This is a genomic window from Aeromicrobium sp. 50.2.37, from assembly GCF_024655735.1.
Taxonomy (GTDB): domain Bacteria; phylum Actinomycetota; class Actinomycetes; order Propionibacteriales; family Nocardioidaceae; genus Aeromicrobium.
In genome coordinates, this window is sequence record NZ_JANLGG010000001.1 from 242417 (window position 1) to 268847 (window position 26431).

The 26431-nt window shown below is 71.3% G+C and carries 29 protein-coding genes and 1 tRNA gene; 19 read left to right on the forward strand and 11 right to left on the reverse strand.

Translation table 11 applies throughout. The annotated features are described in order from the left end of the window. From NUV38_RS01035 to NUV38_RS01060, 6 genes are all read left to right on the forward strand, one after another. Positions 1-354 carry a non-heme iron oxygenase ferredoxin subunit gene (locus tag NUV38_RS01035; protein ID WP_257727355.1) on the forward strand — a complete coding sequence of 118 codons (354 nt, stop codon included), beginning with the start codon at positions 1-3 and terminating at the stop codon, positions 352-354. Between the two features lie 5 nt (positions 355-359). Then, positions 360-1121: a Fe-S cluster assembly ATPase SufC gene (sufC, locus tag NUV38_RS01040; RefSeq protein WP_055968063.1), complete on the forward strand. Its 762-nt coding sequence runs from the start codon at positions 360-362 to the stop codon at positions 1119-1121. 8 nt (positions 1122-1129) lie between these two features. Then, complete coding sequence (locus NUV38_RS01045) at positions 1130-2416, forward strand: cysteine desulfurase (RefSeq protein WP_257727356.1); 1287 nt, start codon at positions 1130-1132, stop codon at positions 2414-2416. Positions 2417-2419: 3 nt separating this feature from the next. After that, complete coding sequence (sufU, locus tag NUV38_RS01050) at positions 2420-2881, forward strand: Fe-S cluster assembly sulfur transfer protein SufU (protein WP_257727357.1); 462 nt, start codon at positions 2420-2422, stop codon at positions 2879-2881. Beyond that, complete coding sequence (locus tag NUV38_RS01055; protein WP_055968071.1) at positions 2878-3252, forward strand: metal-sulfur cluster assembly factor; 375 nt, start codon at positions 2878-2880, stop codon at positions 3250-3252. Before sufU ends, NUV38_RS01055 begins: the two co-directional genes overlap by 4 nt. A 237-nt stretch (positions 3253-3489) precedes the next feature. Then, complete coding sequence (locus tag NUV38_RS01060) at positions 3490-5088, forward strand: ABC-F family ATP-binding cassette domain-containing protein (RefSeq protein WP_257727358.1); 1599 nt, start codon at positions 3490-3492, stop codon at positions 5086-5088. On the opposite strand, the gene NUV38_RS01065 is transcribed toward NUV38_RS01060, so the two are convergent. Further along, positions 5061-5831, reverse strand: a complete 771-nt coding sequence (locus tag NUV38_RS01065; RefSeq protein WP_257727359.1) for an SURF1 family protein — start codon at positions 5829-5831, stop codon at positions 5061-5063. The two genes, NUV38_RS01060 and NUV38_RS01065, sit on opposite strands and share 28 nt — an antisense overlap. 69 nt (positions 5832-5900) lie before the next feature. Between NUV38_RS01065 and moaA the strand changes: the two genes are divergently transcribed. Further along, entirely contained in the window at positions 5901-6887 is a 987-nt protein-coding gene (gene moaA, locus NUV38_RS01070) for a GTP 3',8-cyclase MoaA (protein WP_257727360.1), read from the forward strand. A gap of 30 nt (positions 6888-6917) precedes the next feature. Here the strand turns inward: moaA and NUV38_RS01075 are convergent, their stop codons facing one another. The 3 genes from NUV38_RS01075 to NUV38_RS01085 are packed head-to-tail and all read right to left on the reverse strand — an operon-like array spanning position 6918 to position 8134. Beyond that, the gene (locus NUV38_RS01075; protein ID WP_257727361.1) at positions 6918-7517 is read right to left on the reverse strand and encodes a hypothetical protein; all 600 of its coding nucleotides are present in this window, start codon (positions 7515-7517) and stop codon (positions 6918-6920) included. Between the two features lie 28 nt (positions 7518-7545). Then, positions 7546-7755 (reverse strand): hypothetical protein, encoded by a 210-nt coding sequence (locus NUV38_RS01080; protein WP_055968088.1) that lies wholly within the window; start codon positions 7753-7755, stop codon positions 7546-7548. Beyond that, positions 7748-8134 (reverse strand): DUF3099 domain-containing protein, encoded by a 387-nt coding sequence (locus NUV38_RS01085; protein ID WP_055968090.1) that lies wholly within the window; start codon positions 8132-8134, stop codon positions 7748-7750. Before NUV38_RS01085 ends, NUV38_RS01080 begins: the two co-directional genes overlap by 8 nt. Before the next feature lie 53 nt (positions 8135-8187). Between NUV38_RS01085 and NUV38_RS01090 the strand changes: the two genes are divergently transcribed. Then, positions 8188-8403 (forward strand): dodecin, encoded by a 216-nt coding sequence (locus tag NUV38_RS01090; protein WP_055968093.1) that lies wholly within the window; start codon positions 8188-8190, stop codon positions 8401-8403. A 13-nt stretch (positions 8404-8416) separates the two neighbouring features. On the opposite strand, the gene serB is transcribed toward NUV38_RS01090, so the two are convergent. Beyond that, entirely contained in the window at positions 8417-9670 is a 1254-nt protein-coding gene (serB, locus tag NUV38_RS01095) for a phosphoserine phosphatase SerB (RefSeq protein ID WP_257727362.1), read from the reverse strand. Positions 9671-9796: 126 nt separating this feature from the next. On the opposite strand from serB, the gene NUV38_RS01100 reads away from it, so the two are divergent. The 3 genes from NUV38_RS01100 (at position 9797) to NUV38_RS01110 (ending at position 12257) form a co-directional block, all read left to right on the forward strand. Continuing rightward, on the forward strand, positions 9797-10603 hold the full coding sequence (locus NUV38_RS01100; protein ID WP_257727363.1) for an ABC transporter ATP-binding protein: 807 nt from the start codon (positions 9797-9799) through the stop codon (positions 10601-10603). Positions 10604-10692: 89 nt separating this feature from the next. Beyond that, a complete protein-coding gene (locus NUV38_RS01105; protein ID WP_235492963.1) occupies positions 10693-11148 on the forward strand; it encodes an NfeD family protein in 456 nt (151 codons plus the stop codon). After that, positions 11145-12257, forward strand: a complete 1113-nt coding sequence (locus tag NUV38_RS01110; protein WP_257727364.1) for an SPFH domain-containing protein — start codon at positions 11145-11147, stop codon at positions 12255-12257. Before NUV38_RS01105 ends, NUV38_RS01110 begins: the two co-directional genes overlap by 4 nt. A 60-nt stretch (positions 12258-12317) precedes the next feature. Here the strand turns inward: NUV38_RS01110 and NUV38_RS01115 are convergent, their stop codons facing one another. Beyond that, complete coding sequence (locus tag NUV38_RS01115; RefSeq protein WP_257727365.1) at positions 12318-12845, reverse strand: YbhB/YbcL family Raf kinase inhibitor-like protein; 528 nt, start codon at positions 12843-12845, stop codon at positions 12318-12320. Between the two features lie 85 nt (positions 12846-12930). Here NUV38_RS01115 and NUV38_RS01120 point away from each other — a divergent pair, with 85 nt between their 5' ends. After that, entirely contained in the window at positions 12931-13734 is an 804-nt protein-coding gene (locus tag NUV38_RS01120) for an RNA methyltransferase (RefSeq protein WP_257727366.1), read from the forward strand. 19 nt (positions 13735-13753) lie between these two features. On the opposite strand, the gene def is transcribed toward NUV38_RS01120, so the two are convergent. Beyond that, positions 13754-14353: a peptide deformylase gene (gene def, locus NUV38_RS01125; protein ID WP_257727367.1), complete on the reverse strand. Its 600-nt coding sequence runs from the start codon at positions 14351-14353 to the stop codon at positions 13754-13756. Between the two features lie 212 nt (positions 14354-14565). Here def and NUV38_RS01130 point away from each other — a divergent pair, with 212 nt between their 5' ends. The 4 genes from NUV38_RS01130 to NUV38_RS01145 all read left to right on the forward strand — a co-directional run bounded on the left by NUV38_RS01130 (position 14566) and on the right by NUV38_RS01145 (position 18101). Beyond that, positions 14566-15873 (forward strand): acyl-CoA dehydrogenase family protein, encoded by a 1308-nt coding sequence (locus tag NUV38_RS01130; RefSeq protein ID WP_257727368.1) that lies wholly within the window; start codon positions 14566-14568, stop codon positions 15871-15873. Positions 15874-15887: 14 nt separating this feature from the next. Further along, positions 15888-17114, forward strand: coding sequence for an acyl-CoA dehydrogenase family protein (locus NUV38_RS01135; protein WP_257727369.1), 1227 nt, complete (start codon positions 15888-15890; stop codon positions 17112-17114). A gap of 98 nt (positions 17115-17212) precedes the next feature. Next, positions 17213-17674 (forward strand): MarR family winged helix-turn-helix transcriptional regulator, encoded by a 462-nt coding sequence (locus NUV38_RS01140; protein ID WP_257727370.1) that lies wholly within the window; start codon positions 17213-17215, stop codon positions 17672-17674. Positions 17675-17738: 64 nt separating this feature from the next. Then, positions 17739-18101 (forward strand): FKBP-type peptidyl-prolyl cis-trans isomerase, encoded by a 363-nt coding sequence (locus NUV38_RS01145; RefSeq protein ID WP_257727371.1) that lies wholly within the window; start codon positions 17739-17741, stop codon positions 18099-18101. 63 nt (positions 18102-18164) lie between these two features. Here the strand turns inward: NUV38_RS01145 and hrpA are convergent, their stop codons facing one another. The 3 genes from hrpA to NUV38_RS01160 are packed head-to-tail and all read right to left on the reverse strand — an operon-like array spanning position 18165 to position 23436. Continuing rightward, the gene (hrpA, locus tag NUV38_RS01150; protein WP_257727372.1) at positions 18165-21770 is read right to left on the reverse strand and encodes an ATP-dependent RNA helicase HrpA; all 3606 of its coding nucleotides are present in this window, start codon (positions 21768-21770) and stop codon (positions 18165-18167) included. Between the two features lie 11 nt (positions 21771-21781). Then, a complete protein-coding gene (locus NUV38_RS01155) occupies positions 21782-22540 on the reverse strand; it encodes a CPBP family intramembrane glutamic endopeptidase (RefSeq protein WP_257727373.1) in 759 nt (252 codons plus the stop codon). Further along, positions 22537-23436, reverse strand: coding sequence for a neutral zinc metallopeptidase (locus NUV38_RS01160; protein ID WP_257727374.1), 900 nt, complete (start codon positions 23434-23436; stop codon positions 22537-22539). Before NUV38_RS01160 ends, NUV38_RS01155 begins: the two co-directional genes overlap by 4 nt. Positions 23437-23515: 79 nt before the next feature. Here NUV38_RS01160 and NUV38_RS01165 point away from each other — a divergent pair, with 79 nt between their 5' ends. Together NUV38_RS01165 and NUV38_RS01170 are read left to right on the forward strand one after the other, a co-directional pair. Further along, positions 23516-24835 (forward strand): DUF445 domain-containing protein, encoded by a 1320-nt coding sequence (locus NUV38_RS01165; protein ID WP_257727375.1) that lies wholly within the window; start codon positions 23516-23518, stop codon positions 24833-24835. Positions 24836-24911: 76 nt separating this feature from the next. Then, positions 24912-24997 (forward strand) — tRNA-Leu (locus tag NUV38_RS01170). 62 nt (positions 24998-25059) lie between these two features. Here the strand turns inward: NUV38_RS01170 and NUV38_RS01175 are convergent. Then, positions 25060-25746, reverse strand: coding sequence for a GAF and ANTAR domain-containing protein (locus tag NUV38_RS01175; protein ID WP_257727376.1), 687 nt, complete (start codon positions 25744-25746; stop codon positions 25060-25062). Between the two features lie 183 nt (positions 25747-25929). Here NUV38_RS01175 and NUV38_RS01180 point away from each other — a divergent pair, with 183 nt between their 5' ends. Beyond that, positions 25930-26415: a DUF2243 domain-containing protein gene (locus NUV38_RS01180; RefSeq protein ID WP_257727377.1), complete on the forward strand. Its 486-nt coding sequence runs from the start codon at positions 25930-25932 to the stop codon at positions 26413-26415. The last annotated feature ends 16 nt before the right edge of the window (positions 26416-26431 follow it).

The window sequence follows — 26431 nt, forward strand, 5'->3', positions numbered from 1 at the left end:
ATGAGCGAGCAGCAGACCGACCAGCAGGTGGGCGGACCGCAGTTCGCCGCGCCCCTCGACGTCCTCGTCGAGGGGGCGGCGACGCCGGTGACCGTCGACGGCGTCGACATCGCCCTCGTGCGCGACGGCGACGACGTCTACGCCATCCGCGACGAGTGCTCGCACGCCGCCATCCCTCTCTCCGAGGGAGAGGTGGAGGGCTGTGAGATCGAGTGCTGGCTGCACGGGTCGCGCTTCGACGTGCGCACCGGCTCGCCGCTCAACCTGCCGGCCACCGAGGCCGTGCCCACCTACCCCACGACCATCACCGACGGACGCGTCCTCGTCGACGTCTCCGCCCCCACCAGGAGCTGAACCACATGAGCACCCTCGAGATCAAGAACCTGCACGTCACCGTCAAGACCGAGGAGGGCGACAAGGAGATCCTCCGCGGCGTCGACCTCACGATCAACAGCGGCGAGGTCCACGCCATCATGGGCCCGAACGGGTCGGGCAAGTCCACGCTCGCCTACTCGATCGCCGGTCACCCGAAGTACACCGTGACCGAGGGCGAGGTGCTGCTCGACGGCGAGAACATCCTCGAGCTCAGCGTCGACGAGCGTGCGCGGGCCGGCCTGTTCCTGGCCATGCAGTACCCCGTCGAGGTCCCGGGCGTGTCCGTCGCGAACTTCCTGCGGACCGCCAAGACCGCCATCGACGGCGAGGCCCCCAAGCTGCGCACGTGGGTCAAGGACGTCAACGCGGCCCTCGAGCGCGTCACGCTCGACCCGACGTTCGCGCAGCGCAGCGTCAACGAGGGCTTCTCCGGTGGTGAGAAGAAGCGTCACGAGATCGCCCAGCTGGAGCTGCTCAACCCGAAGTTCGCCGTGCTCGACGAGACCGACTCCGGACTCGACATCGACGCCCTGCGGGTCGTCTCCGACGGCGTCAACCGGTACACCGGCCAGGGCGACCGCGGGCTGCTGCTCATCACGCACTACACGCGCATCCTGCAGTACATCAAGCCCGACCACGTGCACGTCTTCGTCGCCGGCCGCCTGGCCGAGTCCGGCGGCCGCGAGCTGGCCGACCAGCTCGAGGCCGAGGGCTACGACAAGTACGTGAAGGCCGCGGCGGTCTGAGCATGACGGTGAGCACTGCCGTGTCCTCGGTGGCGAACGGTGCGGGCTACGACGTCGAGGCTGTCCGCAGGGACTTCCCGATCCTCGAGCGCACCCTCGCCGGCGGTCTTCCGCTGGTGTACCTCGACAGCGCCAACACGTCGCAGAAGCCGCGCCAGGTCGTCGACGCCATCGAGCAGCACTACCTGCAGCACAACGCCAACGTCGCCCGCGCCATGCACCAGCTGGGTGCCGAGGCGAGCGAGGCGTTCGAGCTCGGTCGAACCAAGGTGGCCGACTTCATCGGTGCCCCCCGGCGCGAGGAGGTCGTGTTCACCAAGAACGCGTCCGAGGCGCTCAACCTGGTGGCGCGCGTGCTCGGCGACGCCGGTCCGGGGCACGAGCACGGTGTCGGGGAGGGCGACGAGGTCGTCATCACCGAGATGGAGCACCACTCCAACATCGTCCCGTGGCAGCAGCTCACCGAGCGGACCGGCGCCACGCTGCGCTGGTTCGGCGTCACCGACGAGGGTCGCCTCGACCTCGACGACCTCGAGTCGCTCGTCACCGAGCGCACCAAGGTCGTCTCGCTCACGTGGGTCTCGAACATGCTCGGCACCATCAACCCCGTCGAGCGCGTCGTCGCCCGCGCCCACGAGGTGGGCGCCCTCGTGGTGGTCGACGCCTCGCAGGCCGTGCCGCAGATCCCGGTCGACGTCGCCGCGCTCGGGGCCGACCTCGTGGTCTTCACCGGCCACAAGATGGTCGGACCCACCGGCATCGGCGTCCTGTGGGGCCGCTACGACCTGCTCGCCTCGCTTCCCCCGTTCCTCGGCGGTGGCGAGATGATCGAGACGGTCACCATGGCCGGCTCCACCTTCGCCGCCCCGCCGCACCGCTTCGAGGCCGGAACGCCGCCGATCGCCCAGGCGGTCGGCCTCGGTGCCGCGGTCGACTACCTGTCGTCCCTCGGCATGGAGAACGTGGCCGCGCACGAGCAGGCGATCACGGCGTACGCGCTGCAGCGACTGCAGGAGGTCGACGGTCTGACCGTGGTCGGACCCACCGAGGCGGTGCAGCGTGGGGGAGCGATCAGCTTCACCCTCGACGACGTGCACCCGCACGACGTCGCCCAGCTGCTCGACTCCCGTGGCGTGGCGGTCCGCGCCGGGCACCACTGCGCCAAGCCGGCGCACCAGAGGTTCGGTGTCCAGTCGACGACTCGCGCGTCGTTCTACCTGTACACGACCGAGGCCGAGATCGACGCGCTCGTCGACGCGGTTCGGCACACCCAGCGCTACTTCGGAGGGCGGTGACCCATGAGCGACGCCACGCAGGTCGACTCGCTGTACCAGGAGATCATCCTCGACCACTACAAGCAGAAGCACGGCGCGGGACTCCGTGACCCGTTCGAGTCCCAGGTGCACCACGTCAACCCCACGTGCGGCGACGAGGTCACGCTGCGGGTCCACCTCGACGGCAGCACCGTGTCCGACGTGTCCTACGACGCCGTCGGCTGCTCGATCAGCCAGGCCTCGGCCTCGGTGATGAACGACCTCGTGGTCGGCAAGCCCGTCGACGACGCCCTCGCCGTGCTCGACGCGTTCCAGGCCCTCATGCAGGGCAAGGGCGCCGTCGAGCCTGACGAGGACGTGCTCGAGGACGGCATCGCCTTCGCCGGTGTCGCCCAGTTCCCGGCGCGCGTCAAGTGCGCGCTGCTCTCGTGGATGGCGTTCAAGGACGCCACCAGCCAAGCTCTCATCACGCAGGAGGACGCATGAGCGACCCCGTCACCACCCCTGACCACTCCGACCTGCCCGACGTGTCCGCACCGGCCGGTGCCACCACGGCCGAGGACGTGCTGGAGGCCATGAAGGACGTCGTCGACCCCGAGCTCGGGATCAACGTGGTCGACCTCGGCCTCGTCTACGGCGCCGACGTCGACGAGCACAGCAACACCGTGCTCTCCATGACGCTCACCTCGGCCGCCTGCCCGCTGACCGACGTCATCGAGGACCAGACGCGCGCCGCGCTCGACGGGATCGTCAACGACTTCCGCATCGAGTGGGTCTGGATGCCGCCGTGGGGTCCGGACAAGATCACCGACGACGGCCGCGAGATGCTCCGCGCCCTCGGCTTCAACGTCGGCTGAGGCGCACCGCTCGTTCCTCACGGCACCGGCGGTTCGTTCCTCACCGCCGTCGGGCTGACGCCCGGGCGCCAGCCTCGCTTCGCTCGGCCCATGGTCGGGGTCGTGCATGTCACGCCCTCACGACGCCACCTTGTCGGACGGACGCCGTAGACTCCTCGGGTGAGCTACTACCAGCGGGAGTGACGACCGGACCACGTCCGGCGTTCTCGCACTCCCTCTGACCTCGTAAGGCTCCCCATGATCACCGTCCACGACGTGACGCTGCGCTTCGGCGCCCGCGTCCTCATGCAGAACGTCTCCTTCCGCGTCGACAAGGGCGACAAGGTCGGTCTGGTCGGGCGCAACGGCGCCGGCAAGACCACCCTCACGCGGATGCTCTCCGGTGACGGCCAGCCCGCCGAGGGCTCCATCACCAGCTCCGGGAAGATCGGCTACCTGCCCCAGGACCCGAAGTCCGGCGACCTGTCGATCACCGCGCGCGACCGCATCCTGGGTGCCCGTGGCCTCGACGAGGCGCTCTCCACGATGCGCAAGGCCGAGCTGGACATGGGGTCGGCCGACCCCGACGTCGCCGAGCGCGCCATGAAGCTCTACGGCCGTGCGCAGGACGTGTTCTCCGCCGGTGGCGGCTACGCGGCCGAGGCGGAGGCCGCGACCATCTCCAACGCGCTCGGTCTTCCCGACCGCGTCCTGGACCAGCAGCTCCAGACCCTGTCCGGCGGTCAGCGTCGACGTATCGAGCTCGCGCGGATCCTGTTCAGCGACGCCGACACCCTGCTGCTGGACGAGCCCACCAACCACCTCGACGCGGACTCCGTGACGTGGCTGCGCGGCTTCCTCAAGACGTTCTCCGGCGGGCTGGTCATCATCAGCCACGACGTCGAGCTGGTCGAGGAGACCGTGAACAAGGTCTTCTACCTCGACGCGAACCGCGCCACGATCGACATCTACAACACCGGGTGGAAGCACTACCTGCGCCAGCGCGAGGCCGACGAGGCCCGACGCAAGCGGGAGCGCGAGATCACCACCAAGACCGCCGAGCGACTCGTCGCCCAGGGCAACCGGATGCGGGCGAAGGCCAGCAAGGCCACCGCGGCCCAGCAGATGCTGCGCCGCGCCGAGCAGATGATGTCGGGCCTCGACGACGTGCGCCAGGCCGACAAGGTCGCCAAGATCGACTTCCCGAAGCCGGCCGCGTGCGGCAAGACCCCGCTCATGGCCGAGGGGCTCAGCAAGTCCTACGGCGCGCTCGAGATCTTCGCCGGCGTCGACCTGGCGATCGACAAGGGCAGCCGCGTCGTCGTGCTCGGGCTCAACGGTGCCGGCAAGACGACCCTGCTGCGGATGCTCGCCGGGACCCTGGAGTCCGACACCGGAAAGCTCCTGCCGGGCCACGGCCTGAAGATCGGCTACTTCGCCCAGGAGCACGAGACGCTCGACATGGACCGCACGGTCCTCGAGAACATGCAGCGGACGGCTCCGGAGCTGACCGACACCCAGGCACGCAGCGTGCTCGGCGCCTTCCTGTTCTCCGGCGACGACACCGCGAAGCCCGCCCGGGTCCTGTCCGGTGGAGAGCGGACGCGACTGGCCCTCGCCGGCCTCATCGTCTCGAGCGCCAACGTGCTGCTGCTGGACGAGCCGACGAACAACCTCGACCCCGCGTCCCGCGAGGAGGTGCTCGACGCGATCCGCCGCTACGAGGGCGCGATCGTCCTCGTCTCGCACGACGAGGGTGCCGTCCGCGCGCTCGACCCCGACCGGGTGCTCCTGCTGCCCGATGGCGACGAGGACCTCTGGAACGACGGCTACGCCGAGCTCGTGTCCCTGGCCTGATCGTCGGTCCTGGCGTCCGGCCGGCGCCGTTCGAGCCACTCGGCGCGGGCGAACCAGACGAAGCCGCCGATCGCCAGTGCGGCGAAGAACCACCACTGCAGGCCGTAGAAGAAGTGCGGCCCGCCGCCGAGATCGGGCTCCGGCTCCAGCTCCAGGCCCCCGGTCCCACCGGTCTGGCCGCGCAGGTTCAGGTAGCCCGAGCGGACCGGGTACGGCAGCGTGCTGCCGACGCCGACGCTCGAGATCGACCGGACCTGCCCGTCCACGGGGACCACGGCCTCGTCGCCGGCGCCGTTGTCCGGACGCAGCCAGCCCTCGACCTCCACCCGGCCCGTGGGAGGCGCAGGGACGTCCTCGGGGGCGGCCGACGTGTTCGCGGTGGGCACCCAGCCGCGGTCGACCAGGACGGCCGTCCCGTCCTCGAGCAGGAGCGGCGTGACGACCTCGGCACCCGGCCGGCCGTCGCGGGTGCGGAACTTCACCGTGACCTGGGACGTCGGGTCGTACCGGCCCTCCACGAGGACCCGGGTCCACTCCTGGTCCTTCGCGACCTTCCCACCGGCCGGGACCACCTCGTCGAGCGGGACGGGGGCGATCGCGAGGTGCTTCTCGACGAGCTCGTTGGAGGCGTGGCGCACCTCGCGCTTCTGCCACTGCCAGTCGCCCATGAGCACGCAGACGACCGCGAAAGCCAGCACGGCGAGGAAGAACCCGATCCATCGGGGTGTGAGCAGGAACCGCACGACCCGAACCTAGCCGGGCGGACCGAACGCCCACCGGCAGGGCTGGGCTGCGAACCCTAGGATGGAGCGATGGACCTCGGTGATCGGCACGGACGTGTGGCCACGGACCTGCGCGTCTCGCTCACCGACCGGTGCAACCTGCGCTGCCAGTACTGCATGCCGGCCGAGGGGCTCGACTGGATGCCCACCGCGGAGGTGCTCACCGACGACGAGGTCGTGCGCCTCATCCACGTCGCGGTGACCAGGCTCGGCGTCACCGACGTGCGCTTCACCGGCGGAGAGCCGCTGCTGCGACGCGGCCTCGCCTCGATCATCGCCGCCACCAAGGCCATGCCCGGCTCGCCGCGCACCGCGATCACGACGAACGCGCTCGGCCTGACCCGCACGGCGAAGGCCCTGGCCGCCGCCGGGCTCGACCGGGTCAACGTCAGCCTCGACACCACCGACCCCGAGATGTTCTCGAAGATCACCCTGCGCGACCGGTTCCGCGACGTGGTGGCCGGCCTGGAGGCGGCGGCCGAGGCCGGTCTCGCACCGGTCAAGATCAACGCCGTGCTGCTGCGGGGCCTCAACGAGGACGAGGGTCCCGACCTGCTCCGCTGGGCCATGGAGCGGGACTACCACCTGCGCTTCATCGAGCAGATGCCGCTGGACGCCCAGCACGGCTGGGACCGCAGCCGGATGATCACGGCCGACGAGATCCTCACGCGGCTGTCCGAGCACGTCACGCTCACGCCGCTCGACGGACGCGGGAGCGCTCCGGCGGAGCGCTTCCTCGTCGACGGCGGCCCTCACACGGTCGGCATCATCGGCTCGGTCACCCGGCCGTTCTGCTCGGAGTGCAACCGCGTGCGGCTCACGGCCGACGGCCAGGTGCGCACCTGCCTGTTCGCCCGCGAGGAGTCGGACCTGCGGGGCCCGCTGCGCGACGGCGCCGACGACGAGGAGCTGGCGCGCCGGTGGTCGGAGGCCATGTGGGGCAAGCGCCCCGGGCACGGGATCGACGACCCGACCTTCCTGCAGCCCACGCGACCGATGTCGTCGATCGGCGGCTGAGCAGCACGAGCGACCGAGCGACCTGGCGACTCAGTCGAAGCCGCGGCCCTCGGTCCAGGTGATCGTGCCGCCCGACCCGTCGAAGTCGACGCGGCTGCCGTCGTCGGCCACCGTCACCGACTCGAAGTCGTCGACGTCGTCGATCGTGCGCACGTCCCACGCGTCGGTGACGCCCGCGAGCGCCGCAGCCACGACCTGCTGCGGGGGCTCGCCGTCGTAGCAGTAGAGGCCGAACCCTGCGGTCAGCGCCACCGTGCCGCCGGCCTGCTGCAGCTCGACGCCCTGGCACGGGTCCTCGGCCGACTCGACGAGCGTGGCCGGTGCGCTCCAGTCGTCCTGCCCAGCGGGCCGCACCTGGACCACCAGACCGGTCCCGGCGACCAGGTAGGCGGCCACGCGCGCGCCGTCGTCCAGCGCGACCTCGGCCCGGAAGTCCTGCGGGTCCTGCCCCTCGGGGACGACCGGGGAGCCCAGCGGCTCTCCCGCTCCGGGGCTCGAGGTCTGCGACGGAGCGGCGGACGACGTGCCAGGCGACGTCGGCGCGGCCGCGGGATCGTCGTCGCCGCCGCACCCGGCGGCGAGGGCGGCGATCAGCAGCAGGGCCGCGGCACGGTGGGGGAGCGGACGCATGCTCCGACCCTAGGTGACGAGCAGCGGGTCACCCGGGGGTGACGTCGTCCTGCAGCGGCAGCGTGTCGCGGTAGAAGTCGCGCGCCGACAGGAACGACCTCAGCGTCGGCTCGTGCTCGTCGCACGCCAACCAGGTCTTGCGCCGGTCCGGCGTGTGGATCTTCGGGTTGTTCCACTCGATCCGGTGCACCGCTGCGGCCGTGCATCCCTTGGACGAGCAGATCAGCTCCTCACTCACGAGGGGCGCCGTCGCCGATCTCGCCGAACGGGGACGGCTTCATCAGGTCGCTCCCGTCGGCCTTGCTGCGCACGCCGGCGTTGGCGAGGATCACCGAGGTGTACGGCAGGAAGACCGCACCGACGAAGAGCAGGACGCCGAGCCACAGCACGTGGTTCCAGACCAGGACGCCGCCGATGAAGCACAGCGTGCGGAAGCCCATGCTCAGCGCGTACCGCAGCTCGCGTGCGCCGAGCTCGTCGCTGTGGCCCGTGCTCGCCGACGTGATGGAGTAGACCTGCTCACCGCGGCGCTCGGCCGCCTCGTCGCGGCGCTGGGCAGCATCACCGCGGCGCTGTCCTGGGCCTGCTGACGAGGAGTCCGACGGTGTCTGGTTCACTCCTCCAGCGTACGTCGGTCCCGGTCGTCCCGCCGGGCAGGCATGATGTCCCCATGAGCAACCGCACCTACCGCGTGACCGAGATCGTCGGCACCTCCCCGGACGGCGTCACCGAGGCCATCGAGAACGGCATCGAGCGGGCCGGAAGGACGCTGCGCCACCTCGACTGGTTCGAGGTCGAGGGCATCCGCGGCCAGATCACCGACACGTCCGTCTCCCACTACCAGGTGACGATGAAGATCGGGTTCCGGCTCGAGGACGACGAGTAAGGTCCGAGACCCTTCAGGAGCCGTCGGCGTGGTCCTCGTCCGCGTCGGCGGCCTCGACCTCCTCGCGCGTGATGCCGAGCAGGTAGACGATGGAGTCGAGGTACGGCGAGTTGACCGACGTGCGTGCCTGGTCGCGCACGACGGGCTTGGCGTTGAACGCGATGCCGAGGCCCGCGGCCGCCAGCATGTCGAGGTCGTTGGCGCCGTCTCCCACGGCGACGGTGTTCTTGATGCCGATCCGCGCCTCGGCGGCGAAGCGTCGCAGTGCCTCGGCCTTCCCGGCGCGGTCGACCACCCGGCCGACGACCCGGCCGGTGAGGCGCCCGTCGACGATCTCGAGCTCGTTGGCGGCCACGTAGTCGATGCCGAGGTCCGCGGCGATCCGCTCGATGATCTGGGTGAAGCCGCCGCTCACGAGGGCGAAGCGGTAGCCCAGTCGCTTGAGGCTCCGGATCATCGTGCGCGCGCCCGGCGTGTAGGTGAGCGCGGCGTGGACCTCCTCGAGCGCCGAGGCGGGCACGCCCTCGAGGCGCGCGACGCGCTGACGCAGCGACTCCTCGAAGTCGATCTCGCCGCGCATGGCGGACTCGGTGACCGCCGCGACCTCGTCGGCGCACCCTGCGTGCTCGGCCAGCATCTCGATGACCTCGCCCTGGATCAGGGTGGAGTCCACGTCCATGACGACCAGCCGTTGGGCATGGCGCAGGATCCCGCGCTCCTCGACCGCGATGTCGACGCCGTGCTCGTACGCAGCGGCCGCCAGGTCGGCCTGCAGCACGTCGGGGTCGGCGCCCGAGACCTCGAGCCGCAGGGCGGTCACCGGGTAGCGGGCGAGGCGCAGGATGCGGTCGATGTTCCCATCGGCGGCCTTGATGCGGCTGGTCAGCGCCGTCATGGCAGCCGGCCGCAGCGGGTGGCCGAGCACCGTCACCTGGCTGCGCCCGACGCGGCGCGGGCGGTTGTCACCCACCCCGTGCTCGAGTTCGACGTCCATCCCGAGCTCGGCGGCCACCTCACGCAAGGACCGCTCCATGGGGGTGGGGTCCTGCTGCACAGGCTCGCTACCGGCCGCGTCGCTCGCCAACGAGACCAGGACGCTCAGCACCAGGCGTCCTCGCACGACCAGCTGCTCGACGTCGACGACCTCGACGTCGAACGGCTCCAGGCACGCGAAGAGCCGGGTCGAGACGCCGCTGCGGTCGGGGCCGGTGAGCGTCACGAGCAGGGTCGGCGAGGTCAGGTGCACGGCTGGCACATGGGGCGTCATCGAGGACGAGGCTATCGTCCGGCCGCCGCTTCGGCGCATGGGACGTCGCGATAGGTTGGACGCATCGTGGCCGCGGACGAACGGCCGCGGTCGACCGCCGGCGAGAACAGTGCAGGAGACCCACTCATGGCCACCGCGTTCCAGCTCGACTCGGTGAGCGTGGTGAGGCCTGGCAAGGTCCTGCTCGACGACGTGTCCTGGACGGTCGGCGAGGACGAGCGCTGGGTCGTCCTCGGCCCCAACGGAGCAGGCAAGAGCACGCTCCTGCAGGTCGTCGGCGCCCACCTGCACCCCACCTCCGGCACCGCGGAGATCCTCGGGCAGCGTCTCGGCCAGACCGACGTGTTCGACCTGCGGACCCGCATCGGGCACAGCGCCACGGCGATCGCCGACCGCATCCCTGCTGGCGAGCGCGTCGAGGACGTGGTGGTGTCCGCCGCGCACGCGGTCACCGGCCGCTGGAACGAGTCCTACGACGAGGACGACCTGACCCGCGCGCACCAGATCATGGGCGAGCTCGGGATCACCCGGCTCGCCGACCGCACCTTCGGCACGCTGTCGGAGGGTGAGCGCAAGCGCACGTTGATCGCCCGCGCGCTCATGACCGACCCCGAGCTGCTCCTGCTCGACGAGCCGGGCGCCGGCCTGGACCTCGGAGCGCGCGAGGACCTGCTCGCGAGCCTGGACCTGCTCTCCTCCACCGAGGGCGCCCCCGTGCTCGTCATGGTGTCCCACCACGTGGAGGAGATCCCGCAGGGCTTCACGCACGTGCTGCTGCTGCGTGACGGCAGGATCGTCGAGGCCGGCCCGCTCGAGCAGGTCCTCACCGCCGAGTCCCTCGGACACACCTTCGGCATGCGCCTCGAGCTCGACCACGTCGACGGCCGGTACGCCGCGCGTCGCGCCCAGTACGGGCGCCGTGCGTTGCGGTGATTGCACGACGATCCGACTGGTAGCGTGACGCACCCGGTGGGGGGCCAGGTCCAAGATCGACGGGCCGCCCCGACGACAGGAGGGCACCGATGATCGAGTGGATGACGGACAACGCCTGGGTGACCTGGGTCGGGATCGCGGTGCTGCTCGCCGTGGCCGAGCTGCTCAGCCTCGACCTCGTCCTGCTGATGTTCGCCCTCGGCGCGCTGGCCGCGGCCGTCGCCGCAGCGGTGGGGGCGCCCTTCTGGGTGGCCATGCTGCTGTTCGGTGTCGTGTCCGTCGGGCTGCTCTTCCTGGCCCGGCCGCCGATCGTCGCACGTCTGCACGCCGGGCCCACCCTGACCACGGGCCATCACGCCCTCGTGGGCCGCACCGGCGTCGTGCTCGAGCCGGTCGGCCCGTTCGGCGGTCGCATCACCCTCGCCAGCGAGGTGTGGTCGGCCCGCACCACCGACGACCGGGAGCTCGAGCCGGGCGCCGAGGTCGTCGTGACCAGCATCGACGGTGCCACCGCCGTCATCACCTCGAAGGAGCCCACCGCATGACCGCCTTGACCATCTTCCTGGTCCTGCTGGCGATCCTCGCCGTCGTCGTCGTGTCGATGACGGTCAAGATCGTCCCGCAGGCCCGAGCCGGCATCGTGGAGCGGTTCGGCAAGTACCGCACCACCCTGACGGCCGGCCTCAACATCGTCATGCCCTTCATCGACAAGGTGCGCTACATGATCGACCTGCGTGAGCAGGTCGTGTCGTTCCCGCCGCAGCCGGTCATCACCGAGGACAACCTGACGGTCTCGATCGACACCGTCATCTACTTCCAGGTCACCGACCCGGTGGCCGCGACCTACGAGATCGCCCACTACATCCAGGCGATCGAGCAGCTGACCATGACGACGCTGCGCAACATCATCGGTGGCATGAGCCTGGAGCACGCCCTGACGAGCCGCGACCAGATCAACTCCGGCCTGCGCGGCGAGCTCGACGGCGCCACCGGCAAGTGGGGCATCCGCGTGAACCGCGTGGAGCTCAAGGGCATCGACCCGCCGCCGTCGATCATCGACGCCATGGAGAAGCAGATGCGCGCCGAGCGTGACAAGCGCGCCGCGATCCTGACCGCCGAGGGTGACCGCCAGAGCCGGATCCTGTCGGCCGAGGGCCAGAAGCAGGCCGCCATCCTCACGGCCGAGGGCCAGAAGCAGGCCTCGATCCTGTCGGCCGAGGGCGAGAAGCAGGCGGCCATCCTCACCGCACAGGGCGAGGGCCGGGCCATCGAGACCGTCTTCCAGGCGATCCACGACGGCAACCCCGACCAGAAGCTGCTGTCGTACCAGTACCTGCAGACCCTGCCGAAGATCGCGAGTGGCGAGAACGCCTCCACCTGGATCATCCCGGCCGAGCTCACCAAGGCGCTCGGCACCCTCGGCGGGACGGTCGGCACCGTGCCCGTCGACGGCGGCGGCAGCAAGAAGCGGGTCGACCTCGACGAGCCGATCGAGACGGGGACCTCGTCCTCGGGCACCGAGGCGGCCGTCCAGGCGGCTCTCGAGGCCGCACGGGCCGCCGAGAAGCCGGGCGTCAGCCCGTCCAAGGAGCCCGACGTCCCGACCTTCGGTGGCGACGAGCCCCCGGCGGAGCCCCCCACCCCGACGTCCTGACGGACCCGCAGCACGACGACGGCCCCGGAGCACCTCGCTCCGGGGCCGTCCTCGTCGGTGTCAGTGCTGGTACGTGCCGTGCAGGATGGCGCGACCGAGCGTCTTGAAGGCCAGGTTGAAGCCGACGACGGCGGGGGAGGCGTCGCCGTCGACGCCCAGCGTCGGCTCACCCACGGCGTGCACCACGAAGAAGTAGCGGTGCGGCTGGTCGCCCTCGGGCGGGGCCGCACCCATGAAGGCCTTGGTCCCGCCGTCGTTGCGCACGTGGAAGGCGCCCTCCGGGAGCGAGGCGTCGTCGGCGCCGGCACCGGCCGGCAGCGACGTCACGTCGGCGGGGACGTCGACGACCGTCCAGTGCCAGAAGCCCGAGACGATCGGCGCGTCGGGGTCGAAGCACGTGACGACGTACGACTGCGTCCCCTCGGGCGCACCGCTCCACGAGAGCTGGGGCGAGGTGTCGCCGTGCGCGTTGACCTGGTCGTCCTTCAGCGGGGCGCCGTCGGTCACGTCGTCACTGGTGACGGTGAACGGCGCAGCGGCCGGGAGCAGCGGGTAGGGGTCCGGGGTGACGGGGCGTTCGAGGCTCATGCCTCCACGCTAGCGACGACGCCTGAGTCGTGCAGGGCGGTCGTGCGGGGCGATCGGGGCGGGGCGCACGGCCTAGGGTGGGGCGGTGGCCAGGATCGAGCACGTCGAGGACCTCGACGACCCCCGTCTCGGCGACTACCTGGACCTGCGGGACGTGCAGATGCGGCTGGCGCACGAGAGCGAGCACGGCATCTACCTCGCGGAGGGGGAGAAGGTCGTGCGCCGAGCCCACGAGGCCGGGCACGAGGCTGCCTCGTTCCTCATGGCACCGCGCTGGCTCGACGGCCTCGCCAACGTGCTCGACGCGAGCGACGCGCCGTGCTTCGTCATGGACGAGAAGCGGATCGAGCAGGTGACGGGCTTCCACGTGCACCGCGGAGCCTTGGCCGCGATCCGTCGCCCCGCGCCCGTCTCGCCCGAGGTCGTGCTGGCCGACGCCCGCCGCGTCGTGGTGCTCGAGGACCTCGTCGACCACACGAACGTGGGGGCGGTCTTCCGGGTCGCGGCCGCGCTCGGCTTCGACGCCGTGCTGCTCTCGCCGCGGTGCGCGGACCCGTTCTACCGACGCGCCGTGAAGGTGGCGATGGGTGCGGTGTTCTCGGTACCCCACGCCCGTGCAGACGACTGGTACGCGACGCCGGCCCTGCTCGCCGAGCACGGCTTCACGACCTACGCCATGACGCTCGCCGACGACGCGGTCTCGCTCGAGGACGTGCACGAGGTGCCCGACCGGCTCGCACTCGTCGTGGGCTCGGAGGGCCCGGGGCTGACGGCGCACTGGCAGCGCAGCAGCGACGTGCGCGTGACGATCCCGATGGCGGCCGGCATCGACAGCCTGAACGTGGCGACGTCCGTGGCGGTGGCGTGCTGGCACCTGCGCGGTCGGTGACGGACCGACGGGGGAGCGGTCAGTCCTCCTCGATCGACGCCGGGGTGACCGGCCAGTCGTCGGGGTAGGCGTCGGCCAGCTCGTCGTGCCGCTTGTGGAGCTTCTTGCGTGCCTTGGCCGGCACGCGGTCGCCGAAGACCGTGCCGAACAGGTGGTCGGTCTCGTGCTGCAGGCAGCGGGCCAGCAGTCCGGTGCCGTGGAACTCCACCGGCCGCCCGGTCTCGTCGAACCCGGTCACGCTCGCGACGTCGGGACGCGAGCACTCCGTGAAGGCTCCCGGGAGCGAGAGACATCCCTCGTCCGCGGTGTCGAGGTTGCGGTCCGCCGTGGCGGGCAGCGTGAGCACCGGGTTCACCACCACGCCCGTGACGCGCACGTCGTCGTCGTCCGGACAGTCGAAGACGAACACCTTGAGGTCGACGCCCACCTGGTTGGCGGCGAGACCGACGCCGTTCGCGGCGTGCATGGTCGCGGTCATGTCGCGCACGAGCGTGGCGAGGGCGTCGTCGAACTCGGTGACGTCCTTCAGCTCGTGGTGCATGACCGGCGTGCCCCACCGGGTGATCGGCAGGACGGTGCCGCCGTCGGGAAGTGGACGGGAAGAGGGGTGCGATGCCACGCGTCACAACGTATCGCGGACACGCTGGCGCCGATGCGTGGACTCCGACCTGTGACGTCGGATACGATCACCACATCGTACTGCAACTCACAGTTACAGTACGGTCGGATGCAGCACCACCGGCACGACCCCCACCAGCACCACCCCCAGCCGTCCTGGGCGGGAAACCCTCTCGACCCGATCCACCCCTTCGTCCCTGTCAAGGAGACCCCGTGGCGAACCGACCAGACCCCATGGGCATCGGTCTTGCGGTGCTCAACCGCATCGCGAGCTCACCGGCCATCGACAAGCTCGGCCTGCGCAAGGCCACCGAGCGCGCCGTCTACCAGGGCGCCAAGTCCGGCTTCCAGGTCGCGGCCAACGCCAACCGCACGTTCAAGCGGGTCAAGGGCTCGGGCAAGCCGAAGCGCCTCGACGCCACGAGCGACAGCGGTCTGTTCGACCTGACGCCCACCGAGGACCAGCAGATGATGGTCGACGTCATCGGCGAGTTCGCGTCCGAGGTCCTGCGCCCCGGTGCCGAGGCCGCCGAGAACGCCGACGACACCCCGAAGGAGGTGCTCGACCAGACCACCGAGTTCGGCCTCACGCTGCTGAACGTCCCCGAGTCCCTCGGCGGGCTCTCCGAGGAGCGCTCGGCCGTCACGGGCGTGCTCGTCAACGAGGCGCTCGCCTACGGCGACATGGGCCAGGCCGTCGCCTGCCTCGCGCCCGCCTCCGTCGCCACGGCCATCTCGCTGTGGGGCACGGACGAGCAGCAGCAGACGTACCTCCCGGCCTTCACCGGCGACGACGTCCCGGCGGCCGCCCTCGCGATCGCCGAGGCGCGCACGCTGTTCGACCCGTTCGAGCTGCAGACCACGGCGACCGCGACCGACGGCGGCTACCGCCTCGACGGCATCAAGTCCGGCGTGGTGCGCGGCACCGAGGCCGAGCTGTTCGTCGTGGGGGCCGTCCTCGACGGCAGCCCGCGGCTGTTCGTCGTGGAGTCCGGCACCAGCGGGATCTCGCTGGCCGCGGACCCCTCCATGGGTCTGCGTGCGGCCGGGCTCACCCGCCTGCGCCTGGACGGCGTCGTGGTCCCCGAGACGGCGCTGCTCGGCACGACCGACGACTACCGCGAGTGCGTCCGGCTCTCCCGCCTCGCGTGGGCGGCCCTGGCCGTCGGCACCGGACGCGCGGTGCTCGACTACGTCAAGGAGTACGTGAAGACCCGCGAGGCGTTCGGCGAGCCGATCGCCCACCGTCAGGCCGTCGCCTTCATGGTGGCGAACATCGCGATCGAGCTCGAGGGCATGCGCCTCGTGACGCTGAAGGCCGCCTCGCGCGCCGAGCAGGGTCGCGACGCCTCCCGCGAGATCGCCCTCGCCCGCCGACTGGCGAGCGAGTACGGCATGAAGATCGGCACCGACGGCGTCCAGCTGCTCGGTGGGCACGGCTTCGTCAAGGAGCACCCGGTGGAGCGGTGGTACCGCGACCTGCGGGCCGTCGCAGTCCTGGAAGGAGCAGTCCTCGTCTGAGGGCGGACCACATCATGATCAATCTCGACACCCCCAAGAAGTTCCGCGGGTTCGTCCAGCAGGCCCACGAGGTCGCCGACAACTTCCTGCGCGCCAACTCCCGCAAGTACGACCTCGCCGAGCACTCCTACCCCAAGGAGCTCGACCTCCTCGCCTCGTTGATCGACGGCATGGGCGACTCCGGCCAGGGCCAGGGCGCCGGTGCGGCCGGCGTCCGCCGCACCGAGGACGAGGAGATCAAGGGCAAGGGCAAGAACGCCGTCAAGAACGGCACCAACCTCTCGTCGGTCCTCTCGGTCATCGAGATGTGCTGGGGCGACGTCGGACTCCTGCTGTCGATGCCGCGCCAGGGCCTGGGCAACTCCGCGATCGCGTCCGTCGCGACCGACGAGCAGCTCGAGAAGTTCAAGGGCACGTGGGCCGCGATGGCCATCACCGAGCCGGGCTGCGGCTCGGACTCCGCGGCCATCCGCACGACGGCGATCAAGGACGGCGACGAGTACGTCCTCAACGGCGAGAAGATCTACGTGACGTCCGGCGACCGGGCCGACTCCGTGGTCGTGTGGGCCACGCTCGACCCCAAGCTCGGTCGCGCCGCGATCAAGAGCTTCGTGGTGCCGAAGACCCTGCCCGGCATCCGGGTCGAGCGTCTCGAGCACAAGCTCGGCATCCGGGCGTCCGACACGGCCGTCATCGTGCTGGACAACTGCCGTGTGCCGGCCGCGAACATCCTCGGCAACGAGGAGATCGACACCAAGCAGGGCTTCGCCGGTGCGATGGCGACGTTCGACAACACCCGGCCGCTCGTGGCCGGGATGGCCGTCGGCGTCACGCGGGCCGCGTTGGAGCTCACCCGTGAGCTCCTCGAGGACGCGGGTGTGGTCGTCGACTACGACCGTCCCGCGACGTCGCAGTCCTACGCGGCGGCGACCTTCCTGCAGATGGAGGCCGACTACGAGGCGGCGCTGCTCCTGACCCTCGAGGCGGCCTGGCTGGCGGACAACCGCAAGCCGAACTCCATGGAGGCCTCGATGTCCAAGGCCAAGGCCGGTCGGGTCGGCAACGAGATCACGCTGCGCTGCGTCGAGCTCGCCGGCACCCTGGGCTACGGCGAGACCGAGCTGCTCGAGAAGTGGTCGCGCGACTCCAAGATCCTCGACATCTTCGAGGGCACGCAGCAGATCCAGCAGCTCATCGTCGCTCGACGACTGCTGAACCTCACGTCGTCCCAGCTGCGCTGAGACCCGACGTCCCCAGGTCCGAGGCCCCGTCACCGCGGTGACGGGGCCTCGGCGTGTGCGGGGGAGGCCGCGGTGGGACCCCCACCTAGGATGTGCGCATGGATCGGGAGCTGCCGCCGGACTTCGACGTCGACTACCAGCTGACACGGCTGGTACGGCAGGTCCGTGCGCGCTCGCTGCGCAGCCTGGCCTCGATCCACGAGGAGCTCGACTACAGCACGTTCGTTCTGCTGCTCGCCGTCGTCGACGCCGGCACGGGAGAGGGCGAGGGGGTGCGAGCCTCCGAGCTCGCGGACTCGCTGCACGTGCACAAGTCGACCGTGAGCCGCGCCGTCCGGCTGCTCGAGACGATGCAGCTGGTCGACCGCACGCCGCACCCGGAGGACGGACGCGCCCACGTGCTGAAGGCGACGCCGGAGGCCACGCGCCGCGTCGACGCCTACCGCGAGAACAGCCACGCGCGCCTCGCGGCAGCGCTGGAGCACTGGGAGCCCACCGAGCTGCGCACGTTCGCACAGCTCCTGGGCCGGCTCAACGACGCCCTCGGCGCGGAGGACTGACCGTCCCACGGGGCCGGCGGGCGGCCGCGCAGCGGCGCCGGCACGGTGTGCGAGGATCGACGGCATGACCTCCAAGCCTGAAGTGGACTTCATCGAGGGCCCCGCGCCCACCGAGCTGCAGATCAAGGACCTCGTCGTCGGCGACGGCGCCGAGGCGACGCCCGGCGGCGTCGTCGACGTGCACTACGTCGGCGTCGAGTTCGACACCGGTGAGCAGTTCGACGCCTCCTGGGACCGCGGCCAGTCCGCGCGCTTCCCGCTCACGAGCCTCATCGGCGCCTGGCAGCAGGGCATCCCCGGCATGAAGGTCGGCGGACGCCGCCAGCTCGTGTGCCCGCCCGAGCTCGCCTACGGTCCCGCCGGTGGCGGCCACCGCCTGTCGGGCAAGACCCTCGTGTTCGTCATCGACCTGATGGGCGTCGGCTGACCGACCGTCCCCACCCGATCCACCACGACGCCCCGCGACCACCTCGGTCGCGGGGCGTCGTCGTCAGACGGCGAGGTCGTCGAGCATGCGCCGCAGCCGCTTGACCGAGACCGGCCGGGACGTCCCGAGGTTCTGCGCCACGACGCTCACGCGCAGCTCCTCGAGCGCCCAGCGCACCTCCTGGACGTCGACAGCGTGCCGACGCAGGTCGCCGAGCCCGTCGGTGCGGTCGTGGAACTCGGCCTCGAGCTCCTGCACGCGCAGCAGCTGCTCGCTCGCAGGGGTGGCCAGCCGACGCCGTGCCGCCTCGAGGTAGACGTGCAGACGCCGCACCTGGGCGACCCCGAGCTCGCGGACGAACCCCGGGTGGACGAGCCAGCTGAGCTGCACCCGCACGTCCTCCGCGGCCTCGCCCGGACCCTGGGGCTGCACCTGGGCGAGCTTCTCGAGGGCGCGCAGCACGTCGCGGAGCACCGCGGCGGTCGCGTCGTGCACCTCGGACCGGGCCGTCTCGCGCAGCGCCACGAACGCGGCCTCGTCCCACACCGGGCCACCGTGCCGGGTCACCAGGTCGTCGAGAGCCGCGAGGCGGCAGTCGTCGAGCACGGCTGCGGCGTCCTGGTACGGGGAGGAGGCGAGCAACAGCTTCTGGCGCAGGTCGAGGGTGCGACCGAGCGACGGCGTGGTCGTCGGCGTGCCCAGGGCCAGCAGGCGTGCCTGGGCACGCACCATGGCCACCTGCTGCTCGGCCTCGGTGTCGAGCACCGTGAGCGTCACCGAGGCACCGGCGTCCACCAGCGCGGGGTAGCCGGTCACCTGGCCCGCGGGAACGGTGCGCTCGATCGTGCCGACGTCCCACGACGTGATGCCCGTGCGCTCAGCCGCGGCCGCCACCTGCTCGAGGTCGCGCCGCACGACGTCGCTCAGCTCGGCCCGCAGCGTGCCCAGGTCGCGACCCCGCGCGATCTCGGTGCCGTCGTCGACCACGCGGAACGTGACCAGCAGGTGCTCGGGGACGGCGGAGAGGTCGAAGTCGCCGGGGGTGACGAGGGTGCCCGTGCGCTGCCGGATGCCGCGCACCAGCTGCTCCAGGAGCGGGCCATCCGAGGGGTCCAGCACCTCGACCAGCGCAGCGGCGTGGTCCGGGACCGGCACGAGCTCGCGGCGTAGACGCTTCGGCAACGAGCGGACGAGCGCGACCACCAGCTCGTCGCGGTGTCCGGGCACGTTCCACAGGAACTCGGCCGGGTCCACCGACAGCAGCGCGTCGACCGGGACGTCGACGATCACGCCGTCGGTGTCGCTGCCGGGCTCGAAGGCGTAGGACACCTGGTACTCGGCCGACTGCGACGTCCACGTGGTGGGGAAGTCCCGCTCCAGGTCGCCGACGTCGGCCAGGAGCGAGTCCGGGTCGAGGTCGAGCAGGTCCGGGGTGTCGCGCGAGGTCTGCTTCCACCACGCGTCGAAGTGCCGCACGGAGACGACGTCGGCCGGGACCCGTTCGTCGTAGAACGCGAACAGGGTCTCGTCGTCGACCCGCAGCCCACGTCGACGCACGCGGTCCTCGACGGCCTCCGCGGCCTCGATGCGCTCGGCGTTCCGTCGCACGAACCCGTGCTGCGTGCGCCACTCGCCCTGCACCAACGCGTGCCGGACGAACAGCTCGCGCGCCAGGACCGGGTCGTGGCGCCCGAGCGGGACCAGCCGATCGACGACGAGCGGGATCCCGTAGAGCGTGACCCGCTCCTTGGCCATGGCCGCACCACGGCGAGCCGACCAGTGCGGCTCCGCGTACTGGCGCTTCACCAGGTGCGGTGCGGCCTTCTCCACCCACTCCGGCTCGACGCGAGCTACGGTGCGCCCCCACAGACGTCCGGTCTCGACCAGCTCGCCGGCCACCACCCAGCGTGGGGGCTTGCGCGCCAGCGCTGAGCCCGGGAACACCATGAAGCGTGCGCCGCGAGCGCCGAGGAACTCCTTGGAGTCCTCCTGGCGCACCCCCACGTGCGAGAGCAGGCCGGTGAGCAGTGCACGGTGCACGTCGGCGGGGTCGGCGCCCACCTTCCCGGGCTTCATCCCGAGGTCGCGAACCGTACGCCGCAGCTGGGCGTGCACGTCCTGCCACTCGCGGATCCGCAGGTAGTGCAGCAGCTCGTCGCGGCACAGGCGGCGGAACGCGCTGCTGCTGAGCTCGTCACGTCGCTCGCGCACGTACTCCCAGAGCACGAGCCAGGACAGGAAGTCCGAGTCGGGGCTGCGGAAGCGGGCGTGCAGCTGGTCGGCCCGTGCCTGGTGCTCGGCCGGTCGCTCGCGCGGGTCCTGGATGGACAGTCCGGCGACGATCACCAGCACGTCGGCGAGGCAGCCCTGGCGGTCCGCGGCCAGGAGCATGCGTGCCATGCGAGGGTCCGTCGGCAGGCGCGACATCGTCCGCCCGAGCCGTGACAGGCGCGGGCGTCCGTCCCGGCCCTCCTGCAGCGCGCCCAGCTCGGCCAGCAGCGCACGTCCGTCACCGACGGCACGGCGGTCCGGCGGGTCGAGGAACGGGAAGTCCTCGACGTCGCCGAGGTCGAGGGCGGCCATCTGCAGCAGGACGGATGCGAGGTTGGTGCGCAGGATCTCGGGGTCGGTGTACTCGGGCCGCCCGTCGTGGTCGTCCTCGGCGTAGAGCCGGATGCAGATGCCGTCCGCCACACGACCGCACCGTCCGGCGCGCTGGGCCGCGCTGGCACGCGAGACCGGCTCGATCGGCAGCCGCTGGACCTTCAGCCGCTGGCTGTAGCGGGAGATGCGGGCGTAGCCGGTGTCGACCACGTAGCGGATGCCCGGCACCGTCAGCGACGTCTCCGCGACGTTCGTCGCCAGCACGATGCGACGCCCCGGGTGCGAGGCGAAGATCTTGGCCTGGTCCTGGGCCGCCAGCCGCCCGTAGAGCGGCAGGATCTCCGTCTGGCGCCAGCGCAGACCCTCGAGGTGCGCCGCGGCGTCGCGGATCTCGCGCTCCCCGGAGAGGAAGACCAGCACGTCGCCCTCGCGAGGGAGCTCCGTGATGGCCGCGGTGATCCCGTCGAGCATGCCGTCGTCGGGATCGGTGAGAGGGCGGTACCGCACCTCCACCGGGTACGTGCGGCCACTGACCTCGACCACGGGCGCGTCGTCGAACATCGCCGAGAACCGACCGACGTCGATCGTCGCCGAGGTGACCACGACCTTCAGGTCGGGACGACGGGGGAGCAGCTGCTTGAGGTATCCCAGCAGGAAGTCGATGGCGAGGCTGCGCTCGTGGGCCTCGTCGACGATGACGGTGTCGTAGCGGCGCAGGTCACGGTCGTGGTGGATCTCGCTCAGCAGCAGGCCGTCCGTGACCAGCCGGATCTGCGTCTCGTCGCTCGTGCGGTCGTCGAACCGGACGGCGTAGCCCACCTCCTGGCCCAGCCCGACCTCGCACTCCTGCGCGATGCGGGCCGCCACCGAGCGGGCCGCGATCCGTCGGGGCTGCGTGTGCACGATGCGTTCGCGGCCGAGGAGCCGCGCGATCTTCGGCAGCTGTGTGGTCTTGCCCGACCCGGTCTCCCCGGCGACGACCACGACCTGGTGGTCACGCAGGGCCTGGGCGATGTCGTCGGCCCGGTCCGCGATCGGCAGGCCGGGAGCGACCTCGATCTTCATCCCCCCGCCCATCAACGGAGTCCCAGCCGGTCGCCGAGCAGCAGGACACCGACGAAGGCGAACACGTCGAGCAGCGTGTGGGCGACCACGAGGGGCGCGAGGCGGCGGGTCCGGTGGTACCAGTAGCCGAACACCAGACCCATGACGAGGTTGCCGAGGCCCTGGCCGAAGCCCTGGTAGAGGTGGTAGCTGCCGCGGATCACGGCGCTCGTCCAGATGACGGCCCAGGGCCCCCAGCCGAGCTGGCGGAGCCGGGTGAAGAGGTAGCCGACCATGACGACCTCCTCCAGCACGCCGTTCTGGAAGGCGGCCAGGACGAGCACGATCGCCGTCCACCAGTACACGTTCTCGGGGACGGTGAGCACCTCGGCGGTCACGCCCAGCGCACGTCCTGCCAGGTAGAGCCCGATGCCGGGGAGCCCGATGACGGCCGTCAGGCCGATGCCCTCCGCCGCCACGCGACGTCGGCTGCTGCCGGTGAGCCCCAGCCTGCGCAGCACGCCCGGGCCGTCACCGGCGAGAAGGAAGAGGGCGAGCGCGACGGGGACGAGCGCGAAGCCGATCCCGAGCAGCTGGTAGGTCACGTCCAGCCACTCGCGGTCGCTGCGCGAGGAGTTGAGGGTGGCGGTCGCGTCGCGCAGCGGCCCGCGGGTCAGGGTGGCCACCAGGCTGAGCACCGCGTAGACCGCGGACTGTCCGAGGGACAGCCCCAGGACCAGCCAGACCTCGGCCCGGATCCGCGAGCGGCCCGGGGTGTGCGCCGCGGTCACAGGTCGTCGGTGGCGAAGGTGTCGCACTGGTTGGCGGTACCGCCCTCGTAGCCCCGCAGGAACCAGCGCTGGCGCTGCTCGCTCGAGCCGTGCGTCCAGGAGTCGGGGTTCACCGTGGCGCCCGAGGACTGCTGGATGTGGTCGTCACCGACGGCGGCAGCGGCCGACAGCGCCGACCGGACGTCGGCCTGCGTGAGTGGCTTCAGCAGGGTGTTGCCGTCCGTGTCCTCGGTGGTCGCGGCGTGGTGGGCCCACACCCCGGCGAGGCAGTCGGCCATGAGCTCGACCCGCACCCCGCCGCCCGTCGCGCCGCTGCCCTCCTGCGCGCGTCCGAGCAGGCCGAGGACGTGCTGCACGTGGTGGCCGTACTCGTGCGCCACCACGTACTCCTGGGCCAGGGCGCCGTCGTCGGCCCCGAAGCGGCTCGAGAGCAGCTCGAAGAAGGTCGCGTCCATGTAGACGCGCTCGTCGGACGGGCAGTAGAACGGCCCCGTCTGGTTCGAGGCGGTGCCGCACGCGGACTGCGTGCTGCCGGAGTAGATGACCGTCTGCGCCGCTCGGTACTGACGGCCGACGTCGGCGGGGAGGGCGTCGTTCCAGTAGTCCTGGACGCTGTTGACCGTGCCGATGATGCGGCAGGTGTCGTCGCGGTTGGCGTCGGCGCCGGTCCGGCACTGGCTGAAGTCCTCGGTGGACTCCTCGCCCTGGGCGGCGACCTGGCTGGTGTCGAACGGGTTGCTCGAGCCGCCCGTGACGCTGCTCAGGTCGACGCCGAAGAAGAGACCGATGAGCAGGACGACGATGCCGCCGACACCCCCGCCGATGACGGCCCCGCCGCGGGCCCGGCCCCCGGTGACCTGGCTGGTGTCGAGGCGAGCGCCCTCGTTGAAGCTCATGGCAGAAGTCTACGCAGCGTGATCAGCGACTCGGCGCTCTCGACCGGCCGACGCCCTCGCGCTCACCTACGCTCGGCCCGTGAGCACCTCCCTGACCGACCCCACCGGACCCGGCCCCGCCCGGTCGTCGGGTCCCGACACGGCGTCCGGACCGGCCCTGTCGTCGGACCCCGCTGCCGACGAGGAGCGCCGTCGTGGCCTGCGCCGGATGCGGGTCGTCGCGACGTCGCTGCTCGTGGTCGCCGCGATCGTGTTCCTGCTGACGCGGGAGCGCGACGGCGCGTGGGGCTACGTGAACGCCGCGTCCGAGGCGGCCATGGTCGGCGCGATCGCCGACTGGTTCGCCGTCACGGCGCTGTTCCGTCACCCGTTGGGGCTGCCGATCCCGCACACGGCGATCATCCCGCGACGCAAGGCGTCGCTCGGGGCCAGCCTGCAGGAGTTCGTCACGGAGAACTTCCTGCGCCCGGAGGTCGTCAAGGAACGACTCGAGTCCGCCGAGCTGACCCGACGCACGGGTGTCTGGCTGGCCGACGGCGACCACGCGGCCCGGCTCGTGCGCGAGGGGTCGAAGATCACGGCCCACGCCCTCACCCGCGTGCGACCGGAGGACGTGGCCGCGCTCGTGGAGGAGGCGATCATCCCGCGTCTCGTCGAGGAGCCGCTCGCCCCGGTCGCAGGCAAGCTGCTGGGCGACGTCCTGGCCGAGCGCGCCCACGTGGGCATGGTCGACCTCGTCCTCGACGAGCTGCACGCGTGGCTGCTCGACAACGCCGACGAGGTGAGCGCGCTCGTGGGGGAGCGGGCACCGTGGTGGACCCCGCAGTGGGTCGACGAGCGCGTGGGCGCCCGCCTGCACCTCGAGGCCGTCTCCTGGGTGAGCGAGATCCGCAGCCAGCCCGACCACCGCGCCCGCCGCGCGTTGGACGGCTGGCTCGGCCGCCTCGCCGACGACCTGGAGGACGACGCCGAGACCCAGCAGAAGTTCGAGCGGCTCAAGACCCGCATGCTCAACCAGCCGCAGGTCACCCGCACGGGCCTCGCCGTGTGGGACGCCCTGCGTCGCGCCCTCATCGACACGCTGCAGGACGAGGAGGGGATGCTGCGGCGCCGCGCTCTGCAGGAGCTGCAGAACCTCGCCGTCCGCCTCCAGGAGGACGAGGCCCTCCAGGCACGCGGCGACCGGGTCGTCTCCGAGGCCGTCGCCTACATGGTCGACCACTACGGAGGCGAGGTCGCGACGATCATCTCCGCCACCGTCGACCGCTGGGACGGTGACGAGACGGCCCGCAAGGTCGAGCTGCACGTGGGCCGCGACCTGCAGTTCATCCGGATCAACGGCACCGTCGTCGGCGGTCTCGCGGGCCTGGTCATCCACACGGTCTCCCACCTCGTCTGAGCGGGGGTGGGGGTGCTGAGCGCTCCCGGACCGGCTGGTACAGTTCCTGACTGCACCACGGATCCTCAGGGTCCACGTCCGGGTGGCGGAATTGGTAGACGCGCTAGCTTGAGGTGCTAGTGGCCCGATAGGGCTGTGGGGGTTCAAGTCCCCCCTCGGACACGTTGAAGGGACCGGCCGACAGGCCGGTCCCTTCGTCGTTCCAGAGGCGCCGGAGACGCCGGTCAGCCCTTCGAACGGGACGCGATCTCCGAGCGCTGGTCCACGATCTCGGCCGCCACCTCGCTGAGCTTGACGTTGCGGCCCTGCGAGAGACGCGTCAGGTAGGCGAACGCGGACTCGGCGTCGATGTCGAAGACCGTCATCAGGACCCCTTGGGCCTGGCCGATGACCGTCCGGTTGTCGATCGCACGCATGAGGTGCGCACGCTCCTGCGCCGCGGCCAGGGCCACGGACGCATGGGCCCCGAGGACGCTCAACGTGTCGGCGTCGCTCGAGGTGAAGGCGTCGCGGCGCCGGGAGTAGACGTTCAGCGAACCGTATCGGCGGTCGCCGACGGCCAGGCGCACGCTCAGGGAGCTGGGAAACCCGCGATCCTCGGCGTACGCGCCCCACTGCGGCCACCGGGGGTCGCGAGCCGCGTCACCGGTGAACAGGACGGAGGTGTCGGTGCGCACGACGTCGAGGCACGGTCCCTCGTCGAGCTCGGCCTGTCGGGCGTGCGCCTCGTTCACCACGCGTGAGGTGCTGACCGGCGTCTCGATCCGTCCGCGTGCTCGCAGGAGCAGGATGCCCGAGTCGTCGGCGTCCACGGCCCGACAGGCGTACTGTCCGATGCTCTCGAGAGCCTCCGTGTCGGTCTGCGGACTCAGCTCCACCGCCATGGTGGAGAAGAGCTGCTGGAGTTCCATGGTCTCGACCTCCGCTGGCTGGGTCCAGGACGCCGGTCCCGGCGTCTGGCGCGCACCCGCGACCGCGGGCGCTACCCGGCACGTACCCGGTGGGGGGCGGAACTCACGGTGTCGAGCGCAGAAGCGTCGGCTCCGGCACCCGGACAGCGTTTGCCGGCCCCGAGGGCGGGTACCGGTCCACGCATGACGACCACCTCGCGCCCCGCCGCTCGCCGGAGGACGTCGTGGGGCTCCCTGCTCATGGGAATCGGGTTCGGAGGCTTCGTCGACGGCATCGTCCTGCACCAGATCCTCCAGTGGCACCACATGCTGTCCCACCGCGAGCCTGCGACGACGCTCGCCGGACTCGAGCTCAACTCGGTCGCTGACGGGTTCTTCCACGCCGTGACGTGGCTCTTCGTGCTGCTGGGGTCCTTCGTCCTCGTGCGCGAGTCGCGTCGCCAGGAGTCACCCGACCTCGCCACGTACGCCGGGATGCTGCTGATCGGCTGGGGTGCGTTCAACCTCGTCGAGGGCACGGTGAACCACCACCTGCTCCGCATCCACCACGTGCGTGACGACCTGGGAGGGCCGGCGTCCTGGGACGTCGGCTTCCTCGCCCTCAGTGTGCTCCTGCTCGTCCTAGGGTGGGCCGTGCACCGACGTGGCGGCGCAGGGCACGAGGTCTGACCCGCCCGCCGTCGCC

Bases quoted from the DNA above. Each gene is read 5' to 3' on its own strand.
- NUV38_RS01035 (WP_257727355.1), top strand. From the start codon at position 1: ATGAGCGAGCAGCAGACCGACCAGCAGGTGGGCGGACCGCAGTTCGCC.
- sufC (WP_055968063.1), top strand. From the start codon at position 360: ATGAGCACCCTCGAGATCAAGAACCTGCACGTCACCGTCAAGACCGAG.
- sufU (WP_257727357.1), top strand. From the start codon at position 2,420: ATGAGCGACGCCACGCAGGTCGACTCGCTGTACCAGGAGATCATCCTC.
- NUV38_RS01055 (WP_055968071.1), top strand. From the start codon at position 2,878: ATGAGCGACCCCGTCACCACCCCTGACCACTCCGACCTGCCCGACGTG.
- NUV38_RS01060 (WP_257727358.1), top strand. From the start codon at position 3,490: ATGATCACCGTCCACGACGTGACGCTGCGCTTCGGCGCCCGCGTCCTC.
- moaA (WP_257727360.1), top strand. From the start codon at position 5,901: ATGGACCTCGGTGATCGGCACGGACGTGTGGCCACGGACCTGCGCGTC.
- NUV38_RS01075 (WP_257727361.1), bottom strand. From the start codon at position 7,517: ATGCGTCCGCTCCCCCACCGTGCCGCGGCCCTGCTGCTGATCGCCGCC.
- NUV38_RS01090 (WP_055968093.1), top strand. From the start codon at position 8,188: ATGAGCAACCGCACCTACCGCGTGACCGAGATCGTCGGCACCTCCCCG.
- serB (WP_257727362.1), bottom strand. From the start codon at position 9,670: ATGACGCCCCATGTGCCAGCCGTGCACCTGACCTCGCCGACCCTGCTC.
- NUV38_RS01100 (WP_257727363.1), top strand. From the start codon at position 9,797: ATGGCCACCGCGTTCCAGCTCGACTCGGTGAGCGTGGTGAGGCCTGGC.
- NUV38_RS01105 (WP_235492963.1), top strand. From the start codon at position 10,693: ATGATCGAGTGGATGACGGACAACGCCTGGGTGACCTGGGTCGGGATC.
- NUV38_RS01110 (WP_257727364.1), top strand. From the start codon at position 11,145: ATGACCGCCTTGACCATCTTCCTGGTCCTGCTGGCGATCCTCGCCGTC.
- NUV38_RS01115 (WP_257727365.1), bottom strand. From the start codon at position 12,845: ATGAGCCTCGAACGCCCCGTCACCCCGGACCCCTACCCGCTGCTCCCG.
- NUV38_RS01135 (WP_257727369.1), top strand. From the start codon at position 15,888: ATGATCAATCTCGACACCCCCAAGAAGTTCCGCGGGTTCGTCCAGCAG.
- NUV38_RS01140 (WP_257727370.1), top strand. From the start codon at position 17,213: ATGGATCGGGAGCTGCCGCCGGACTTCGACGTCGACTACCAGCTGACA.
- NUV38_RS01145 (WP_257727371.1), top strand. From the start codon at position 17,739: ATGACCTCCAAGCCTGAAGTGGACTTCATCGAGGGCCCCGCGCCCACC.
- hrpA (WP_257727372.1), bottom strand. From the start codon at position 21,770: ATGAAGATCGAGGTCGCTCCCGGCCTGCCGATCGCGGACCGGGCCGAC.
- NUV38_RS01160 (WP_257727374.1), bottom strand. From the start codon at position 23,436: ATGAGCTTCAACGAGGGCGCTCGCCTCGACACCAGCCAGGTCACCGGG.
- NUV38_RS01175 (WP_257727376.1), bottom strand. From the start codon at position 25,746: ATGGAACTCCAGCAGCTCTTCTCCACCATGGCGGTGGAGCTGAGTCCG.
- NUV38_RS01180 (WP_257727377.1), top strand. From the start codon at position 25,930: ATGACGACCACCTCGCGCCCCGCCGCTCGCCGGAGGACGTCGTGGGGC.